The organism is Streptomyces sp. KR55, from assembly GCF_052245645.1.
Taxonomy (GTDB): Bacteria; Actinomycetota; Actinomycetes; order Streptomycetales; family Streptomycetaceae; genus Streptomyces; species Streptomyces flavusporus.
The window spans coordinates 1-5,986 of the sequence record NZ_JBQQCE010000552.1; the positions used below are offsets into that span (position 1 = coordinate 1).

General features: G+C 70.3%; 10 protein-coding genes and 2 pseudogenes. 2 read left to right on the top strand and 10 right to left on the bottom strand.

What is annotated here, in order from left to right:
* Positions 1 to 212: 212 nt before the first annotated feature.
* The 10 genes and pseudogenes from ACTWQJ_RS44970 to ACTWQJ_RS45015 form a co-directional block, all read right to left on the bottom strand.
* A complete protein-coding gene (locus ACTWQJ_RS44970; RefSeq protein ID WP_443312167.1) occupies positions 213 to 533 on the bottom strand; it encodes a hypothetical protein in 321 nt (106 codons plus the stop codon).
* 143 nt (positions 534 to 676) lie between these two features.
* On the bottom strand, positions 677 to 961 hold the full coding sequence (locus tag ACTWQJ_RS44975; RefSeq protein ID WP_328687720.1) for a hypothetical protein: 285 nt from the start codon (positions 959 to 961) through the stop codon (positions 677 to 679).
* 3 nt (positions 962 to 964) lie between these two features.
* Positions 965 to 1,225: a hypothetical protein gene (locus ACTWQJ_RS44980; protein ID WP_443312168.1), complete on the bottom strand. Its 261-nt coding sequence runs from the start codon at positions 1,223 to 1,225 to the stop codon at positions 965 to 967.
* A gap of 14 nt (positions 1,226 to 1,239) precedes the next feature.
* Complete coding sequence (locus ACTWQJ_RS44985) at positions 1,240 to 2,178, bottom strand: peptidoglycan-binding protein (protein WP_443312169.1); 939 nt, start codon at positions 2,176 to 2,178, stop codon at positions 1,240 to 1,242.
* On the bottom strand, positions 2,175 to 2,480 hold the full coding sequence (locus tag ACTWQJ_RS44990; RefSeq protein WP_443312170.1) for a hypothetical protein: 306 nt from the start codon (positions 2,478 to 2,480) through the stop codon (positions 2,175 to 2,177). The genes ACTWQJ_RS44985 and ACTWQJ_RS44990 overlap by 4 nt, the downstream gene beginning before the upstream one ends.
* 11 nt (positions 2,481 to 2,491) lie before the next feature.
* The gene (locus ACTWQJ_RS44995; RefSeq protein ID WP_443312171.1) at positions 2,492 to 3,649 is read right to left on the bottom strand and encodes a hypothetical protein; all 1,158 of its coding nucleotides are present in this window, start codon (positions 3,647 to 3,649) and stop codon (positions 2,492 to 2,494) included.
* Positions 3,650 to 3,713: 64 nt separating this feature from the next.
* Positions 3,714 to 4,067 carry a hypothetical protein gene (locus tag ACTWQJ_RS45000; RefSeq protein ID WP_443312172.1) on the bottom strand — a complete coding sequence of 118 codons (354 nt, stop codon included), beginning with the start codon at positions 4,065 to 4,067 and terminating at the stop codon, positions 3,714 to 3,716.
* Positions 4,068 to 4,076: 9 nt separating this feature from the next.
* The gene (locus ACTWQJ_RS45005; RefSeq protein WP_443312173.1) at positions 4,077 to 4,574 is read right to left on the bottom strand and encodes a hypothetical protein; all 498 of its coding nucleotides are present in this window, start codon (positions 4,572 to 4,574) and stop codon (positions 4,077 to 4,079) included.
* A 273-nt stretch (positions 4,575 to 4,847) separates the two neighbouring features.
* Entirely contained in the window at positions 4,848 to 4,970 is a 123-nt protein-coding gene (locus ACTWQJ_RS45010; protein ID WP_443312174.1) for a hypothetical protein, read from the bottom strand.
* Positions 4,971 to 4,990: 20 nt separating this feature from the next.
* Positions 4,991 to 5,155, bottom strand: a pseudogene (locus ACTWQJ_RS45015) (RNA-guided endonuclease TnpB family protein); the annotation flags it as partial.
* Between ACTWQJ_RS45015 and ACTWQJ_RS45020 the strand changes: the two are divergent.
* The gene (locus ACTWQJ_RS45020; protein ID WP_443312175.1) at positions 5,153 to 5,422 is read left to right on the top strand and encodes a LysE family translocator; all 270 of its coding nucleotides are present in this window, start codon (positions 5,153 to 5,155) and stop codon (positions 5,420 to 5,422) included. The pseudogene ACTWQJ_RS45015 and the gene ACTWQJ_RS45020 overlap by 3 nt on opposite strands.
* A gap of 310 nt (positions 5,423 to 5,732) precedes the next feature.
* A pseudogene (locus tag ACTWQJ_RS45025) lies at positions 5,733 to 5,986 on the top strand (alpha-galactosidase); the annotation flags it as partial.

Below are 5,986 nucleotides of genomic sequence, written 5' to 3' on the forward strand. Positions count from 1 at the left end.
GCAAGATGTCCAACTACCACCTCAAGAGAGCCGAGCACCGGCACTGGCCCCAGCCGACCCGGACAGCCACCGACGCCGTCGTGATCCACACGCCAAGACCACCAGACCCGTAACGCAACGGCATTGCGTCTAGGGCCTGTTGCGGAAGTGCTGGTCACAGCCACTCATTGATGGCCGCGACCAGCACGGTCGCCTCGTAGCGGACGGCGAGCTCAGCGTCGCAGGCCTGCGACGACCACCTCGCCCAGCACCTCATCGAGGGCCGCCTTCACGGCTTGCCCCTCGGGGGAGGCGGCGCGGCTGGGAGCCTCCAGTACGTATGCACACCGTGCCGCGATGGGCGCCAGCTGCCCGTGCGTCACGTGGGGCCCGGCTGCCCGCAGCCCGGCCCGTATGGCGTCCGCGCCTGCCCCGCCTTCCGTCTGCACGATCACGGCCATCACACGCTCGTACTCGTCCGGCAGCCACATCCCGGAGCCGAGATCGGCCCGCAGGTCCGCAAGGGCAGCCAGCACATCCGCGGTCGTCGCCATGCTCGGACCCTAGCTCGCGCCAGCGGGGTTGCTCCATTGATCTCGTCCACCGGGTCAGCCGTCGTCATACGGGCCAGGATGGCACGGCAGAGCGCCCGCCCCGGGGCAGTTGAGGGGCGGGCGCTTGGTCTGTGCGGGGCCGGTCAGCGGATGAATAGGGACACGACGCCCGTTGCGGCGCCGGCAACACCGGTCAGCGCGCCGACCACCCCGAGGGGCCACCGCCGCGCCTTCAACTCCTCCACCTCCGTCCGCAGTGCGGTGATGGCGGTGTCTGTGTCCTCCCGGAGTTGCTTGAGGTCCTGCTCGTTCCGCGTCGACCGTTCAACGAGGACGGCCAACGAGCCCTTGACCTCAGCGAACCCCGTGGACACGGTGCCGCGTAGCCGCTCCAGCTCCACGGCCACCGATGCCTCCGGCGCCTCCATGGACTACACCCCCTTGGCCAGCGATGCGGAGTGGGTCGCGCCCCGCAATCGAGCGAACAGGCCCTTCCCGAAGGCGAGGACGGCGCCGACGCCACCGGCCAGCGCTGCGTACCACATCGACCCGTCGAGCGGCTGCGTCACCACGACGCCGCCAATGAAGGCCTGGAGGAACGTGGAGAGCGTGCGCTCCAGGAGGTCTCTGCCGTACGTCGCCGCCGTCTTCACGACGGTTTCCGTGCGGGGGAGGTTGAGGGCACTGGACATGAGCGGGGTCCCTTCTAGGAGTGGAGGAGCTTCCAGGTGAGCGGGCCCGGGTATCCGTCCGGGTCTGCGCGGAGCTCGGCGCGGGAGCGCTGGAAGTCCGCGACGTTGCGCCGGGTGTACTCGGTGAACCGCGGCCCGGCCTGGTAGCCGTTGCCGTCGTGGTGCCGGGTGAAGCCCTTCGCGATCAGCCGCTTATCCAGCTGCGTGACGGCCGAGTGCGTCTTGCCGAGCACGAACGCGCCGGCGCCGGGGAAGGGCGGGATCTCCTGGCCGCCGCCGCTGGAGGCCTCGGGGATGTGGAGCTCCTGGCCGGGATAGATCGTGTACGGCGGCCGGAGCCCGTTGACCTTCGCCAGGTCCTGCCAGGAGACGTCCAGGCGCCGGGCGATGACGGCCAGGGAGTCCCCGGCGCGCACCTCGTAGACGTCGTCCGCCGGGGCCGGCTTGCTCCCGCCCGGCCGGGGCGCGCCGCGCTTGACCCACCCGTACAGCCAGTCCCCGGGGCACTCGGTGGAGTAGCCGTCCCTGTGGCCGCCGATCCAGTCCCCGGCGTCCCCGTCCCGGCGGAGCCATTCGATCGCGTCCCGAAGGCCGTGGAGCATGGCGTCCGGCGGCACGGTGAGGCCCTTGGAGCCGAGGAGCGCGCACACGGCGTAGTCCCGGCCGTTGAGCTCCGCCGAGCCGTTCGCGCCGGACCGCTTGTGCGTGCCGCGGCCCTCGAACACGTACCCGTGCTGACACACGAGCGCGGTGTACGCGATGTCCACGTAGTTCTCCGTGGTGTTCGCCAGGTGCGCAGCGCGGATGCTCCTCACGTAGTCGTCGCACTTGGAGTGCGCGCGGGAGCTGTACTCCGTCCCGAGGTAATGGATCTTCACGCCGTGGGCGGAGGCGAGGTAGGAGGCCGGGGAGGACGCCGGAGCACCCCAGTCCTCACGCTGAACGAGTTTCATGACTCGTCCTCCGCTGGGTCGGTGTAGCCGGACAGCCGGCGCGCGGTCGTCTCCGGCATGCCGAGCGCCAGGAGGGCGTCGTAGTCGTCGCGGATCTGCTCCCGCTCGGCGGCTTCCTGCTGGTCGTTGTCCTCCTGGACGGCCTGGGTGATGACGGCGCGCGCCTCCTCGTACTCCTCTTGGGAGACGATGCGCCCGGGCGCGGGCAGCGCCGGCGGGGTGTCGCCCTCGTAGCGCCACATGCCTACGGAGCCGTCGTCGAAGATGGCCCACTGGGTTCGCGGTTCGACCGGGGTAGCCATGGGGTGCCTCCTTACCGGGTGATGAACAGGGCGCGCACGATGCCCTGAATGTGGGAGTAGGTGGCGCCGGCCGTTCCGCGGCTCATGAGGACGTCAAAGCCGAGATTCAGCGTCGCGCCGGGCGGGGCGATGCCGCCGCCGAGGACCTTCGTGACCTGCCAGTGCAGACCGTTCGCGGCCGTCGTCCCCGTGTTGCGGTAAAGGACCATCTCGTCGGGCCCGCTGAACCCGTACTCAGCCTGCGCCCCCACTGGAAGGTTGAGAGTCACCTCCAGCTCCAGGGACAGCACGATCTGTGCCTCGCGGCACGGGTCGGGGTTGGTGAACGGGAACTCCACCCGCGTGATGAAGGTGTTCGCCGCGGCGGGCACGGCAACGTTGGCGAAGTCCTGGTCATAGAACCGGGACGAGAACTGTGCGCGGCTACGGGGCTCGCCTCGGAGGACGCCGTCACTGCCGCAGACGATGACGCCGCCGTTGTCCTCCGGGTCGCACGCGTAGGGCCAGGCACCGACTGCGGCCTCCAGCGGGGCACCGGCGGAGCCGTCACCGGTGAGGCCGCACCCCGCGGTGAGCGCGGCGGCCGGCGGAACGTAGAGGCCGCCATCACCACCGATGGCCAGGTTGTTCCCTGCGTCCGTGGACGGGCGGGCGGCGATCTCCCCGGTGGTGGGGTCGTATGCCACGCCGTCCCCGGCGGAGAGGCAGCCGCGGACGTCGGCGCACTCGAGGTAGAGGCCTTCCGGGCCGGAGCCGATGAGGTTGGTCCCGCCGGCGGGCGGGGTGGGGTCCAGGCGCACGGCTGCGGACACGGTGTAGGGGCCGCCGGTCGTGCCGGTGCCGGAGACGCTGGTGTCCACGGTGTCCGTGTCGGCGGCCTGGACGGCGGTGGAGGAGGCCGGGGTGTACAGGCCGCCGTCTCCCCCGATGATCGTGGTGTTCCCGGCGTCCGTCGAGATCTGCGCCTCAATGACGCCGGTTGCCGGGTCGTAGTCGATGCCGGGCCCGGCGGAGAGGCAGGGGCGGACCTGGTCACAGGTGACCGTGCCGCCGCCTCCCGCGCCGATGACGTAGGGGGCGCCGCTGGAGCCGTTGCCGGTGACGGTGACGCCCGGGCCAGCCGTGACGACACAGGTGCAGCGGGAGCCGCCGCAGCCGAACTGAGCCATGAGGAAACTCCGGGGTGCGGAGGTGGAGGCCCGGCCCACAACCAGCGGCTACCAGGGAGTCTAACTACGCGGTTTGCGTGCTCGACGTGTCCGCGGGCCCGGTGTAGCCGGACAGCCGCCGCGCGGTCTCCTCGGGGATGTCGGCCGTGGTGAGGTCCCGGAACTCGCGTACCTGGCGGGCGGCCTCCTCGTCTTCCATCGCCTTGAGGCGGGCGGTGTGAGCGTCCGTCATCTCCGCACTGAGCCGGTGGTATTCATCCTGCGTGATCACGCGTCCGGGCCGCGCCAACACGGGGAGCTCCAACCCGGCCAGGGTGATGGATCCGAGCGAGCCGTCTTCGTACTGGACCCACGCCTTCACGGGCTCGGGGGCGGGCTCGAAGTCGGGCCAGGGCAGAGAGGGCAGGTCTTCCAGCATGACGGAACCTCACAAGGCAATGAGCAGGGCGCGGATGAGGGCGTTGATTCGGTAGTAGTAGGCCCCGCCGGAGTCGCGGCCGACCGTCGCCCCGAAACTCAGCGACATGGACGCCCCGGGAGCGAGCGTGCCGCGAGAGAGGACCTTCGTGGCCTGCGAGTGGACACCGGTCATCGTGGACGATCCGGTGTTGCGGATGTAGAACGTCTCGTCACCGTCGAAGCCGGTTGCTGCCCCGGCACCGGCAGGCAACACCATGTAGACATCCACCTCTTGTTCCACAACGGCCAGGGCCGGGAGGCACGTACTGGGGTTGGTCACCGTGGTACTGAACGTGTCCGCGGTCACCACCGTGGCGCTGGCGATCTCGACGTCCGGATACGTCCGCTCCTCGGCGTACCTGGTGAAGATGGTCGCCCCGCGCGGCTCGCCGCGGAGGATGCCGTCCGAGCCGCACACGATGACGCCGCCCTCGGTGTCCGCGCTGCACGGGTACGGCCGGGCCACGTTCCGGTGGCTACCTGGATCGGGGCGCTTGCCGATCCGTCACCTTCCAGGCCGCACCCGGCGGTGACGGTGGCCGCGCCGGTCGGGACGTAGAGGCTCCCATCCGGCTGCGTGATCAGGTTGTTCCCGGCCTGGCCGGAGATGTTGGCCCCGATGACCCCGGTTGCCTGGTCGAAGGTGACGCCGGGCCCGGCGGAAAGGCAGGCCCGGACGTCCTCGCACGGCACCTCCGCGCTCACCCGGTAGGGGTTGGCGCGGCCGAACCGGTGCCGCTTACCGTGACGCGCCGGCGATCTGGAGGACCGGCGCGAGGAGCCGGAGGAGGAGCACCACCAGCGGCGCCACGGTGGCCACCAGGTTGGCGAGGGGCGGCAGGAGCGGGATGACCGCCTGCACGATCGCGTTGAAGGCCTGGACTTCGGGTTCTCGACGTGCACGCCGCCTGAGTCGGTGAAGAAGTGCACCGTGCCCATGTCGATACCGACGATCGACCCGGTGGCGGGAAGCGGCTCGGCGGGCACCTCGTCGCAGGCGAGGATGACGTACCAGCGGCGGCCCTCTCGCTTGACGCTGATCGTCTGTGGTCCAACGTCCTCAATCCGAAAGCCTCGTCGGTCTGTCTCACGCTCGTCCCGCAGTTCCTCGCCCCCGGCCGCCCGGTCGCACCCCAGATCGCGGCGCTTGCGGTCGCGCATGTGGCCGTCGTCCTCGTCTGGCTGCTGTTCTGGACGTCGGTGGTCGCTGCGGCGCGCAGGGCGGTCGACACCCCTCAGTTCTGGCGTGGGATGAGTCGGCTGGCAGGAGCTGTGTTGATCGCCCTGGGTATTCGAACCGCAACGGCCAGGTAGGCTCCGCAGGTTGGCGGAATGCTCAGCGTGGTCGCGAGCCTGCTCGAATCGAGCCGGGCCCACGGCATCAGTCCTTCTCGCCTCCGGTCTCTTGGCAGGTGGCGAGGTAGTCCGCCCGGCTGTCTTGTGCGTAGTGGGCCCGGGTGCGCACGGTGTCGGGGCGAAGGCGCAGGCGAGCTGCCGGGTACGACCGTCGTCGATTACGATGATCTGGCGTATCTGCGGTGCTGGCGGCATCGTCCATCACTCCTGGTTCGGGTCGGGTCCGTCATCGTGTGGATTCGTAGCGGGCGGTGTTAGCCGAGGGCTCGACCCGCGCCCGCGGTCACTGGCGTTCCGGTTCGTCCTCGCGATGGCCGGAGTGCTCGGCATCGGCGCCGACATTCGGCACTGGACCCCGGAGCAACGTACGGAGGCGGCCGGCTGGATCGCCCGGTACAAGGAGATCCGGGACGTCATCATGCACGGCACCGTGCAGCTGATCGGCGAGCCGGGCCGGCCCTGCTGCGCCGTGCAGTACACCGCTGCCGACGGCGACACTGTGGTCGTCCTCGTCTGGCACAC

Coding starts and splice junctions, on each gene's coding strand:
- ACTWQJ_RS45000 (WP_443312172.1), bottom strand. CDS start 4,067: ATGCTGGAAGACCTGCCCTCTCTGCCCTGGCCCGACTTCGAGCCCGCC.
- ACTWQJ_RS44980 (WP_443312168.1), bottom strand. CDS start 1,225: ATGTCCAGTGCCCTCAACCTCCCCCGCACGGAAACCGTCGTGAAGACG.
- ACTWQJ_RS44995 (WP_443312171.1), bottom strand. CDS start 3,649: ATGGCTCAGTTCGGCTGCGGCGGCTCCCGCTGCACCTGTGTCGTCACG.
- ACTWQJ_RS44985 (WP_443312169.1), bottom strand. CDS start 2,178: ATGAAACTCGTTCAGCGTGAGGACTGGGGTGCTCCGGCGTCCTCCCCG.
- ACTWQJ_RS44975 (WP_328687720.1), bottom strand. CDS start 961: ATGGAGGCGCCGGAGGCATCGGTGGCCGTGGAGCTGGAGCGGCTACGC.
- ACTWQJ_RS44990 (WP_443312170.1), bottom strand. CDS start 2,480: ATGGCTACCCCGGTCGAACCGCGAACCCAGTGGGCCATCTTCGACGAC.
- ACTWQJ_RS44970 (WP_443312167.1), bottom strand. CDS start 533: ATGGCGACGACCGCGGATGTGCTGGCTGCCCTTGCGGACCTGCGGGCC.